The organism is Streptococcus sp. HMSC065H07 (assembly GCF_001837325.1).
Lineage (GTDB): Bacteria > Bacillota > Bacilli > Lactobacillales > Streptococcaceae > Streptococcus > Streptococcus salivarius_H.
Window position 1 is genome coordinate 1 of the sequence record NZ_KV832054.1, and the last position, 838, is coordinate 838.

Annotated in this window: 1 protein-coding gene; it reads left to right on the forward strand. The window is 40.0% G+C overall.

The genetic code is table 11. The annotated features are described in order from the left end of the window. Positions 1-219 precede the first annotated feature (219 nt). The coding region (locus tag HMPREF2637_RS10360) for an amino acid ABC transporter ATP-binding protein (RefSeq protein ID WP_070840190.1) at positions 220-838 on the forward strand (619 nt) is incomplete at its 3' end.

Below are 838 nucleotides of genomic sequence, written 5' to 3' on the forward strand. Positions count from 1 at the left end.
TCTCTAAACAATGGGAGCAAGCTAGTGAATAAAATAAAAAACTCACCTACGGGTGGGTTTTTGTTTTTCTCATATTTATATCAAAAAATGATTAATTATTTAGTAAAAACCGAACGTTTTGAAAGAATATTCGGAATTTTTTGACTTTCGACTTTACTTATGCTAAAATTCAATATATGTTAGAAAAGCTAACAAGTAAATCCATTATAGGAGGCTCTTATGGCACTTATTGAATTTAAAAATGTTAATAAATATTACGGAGATTATCATGCACTTCGTGATATCAATCTAGAAATTGAAAAAGGACAAGTTGTGGTTCTCTTGGGACCTTCTGGGTCTGGGAAATCTACCCTTATCCGTACAATCAACGCCTTGGAATCCATCGATAACGGTACGCTTATCGTTAACGGACATAATGTGACGGAAGCTTCTGCCAAAGAGTTGGTAGAATTGCGTAAGGAAGCAGGGATGGTATTCCAACACTTTAACCTCTACCCGCACAAAACCGTTCTTGAAAATGTTACCTTGGCACCTATCAAGGTTCTTGGAATCAGTAAGGCAGACGCTGAAAAGACTGCTGAAAAATTCCTTCGCTACGTTAACATGTGGGACAAGAAAGATTCATACCCTGGCATGCTTTCTGGTGGACAAAAACAACGTATCGCTATCGCCCGTGGTCTTGCTATGAATCCTGAGCTCTTGCTCTTTGACGAACCAACGTCAGCCCTTGACCCAGAGACTATCGGTGACGTGCTTGCGGTTATGCAAAAACTTGCCAAAGGTGGTATGAATATGGTTGTCGTAACCCACGAAATGGGCTTTGCCCGTAGTGTGGCTG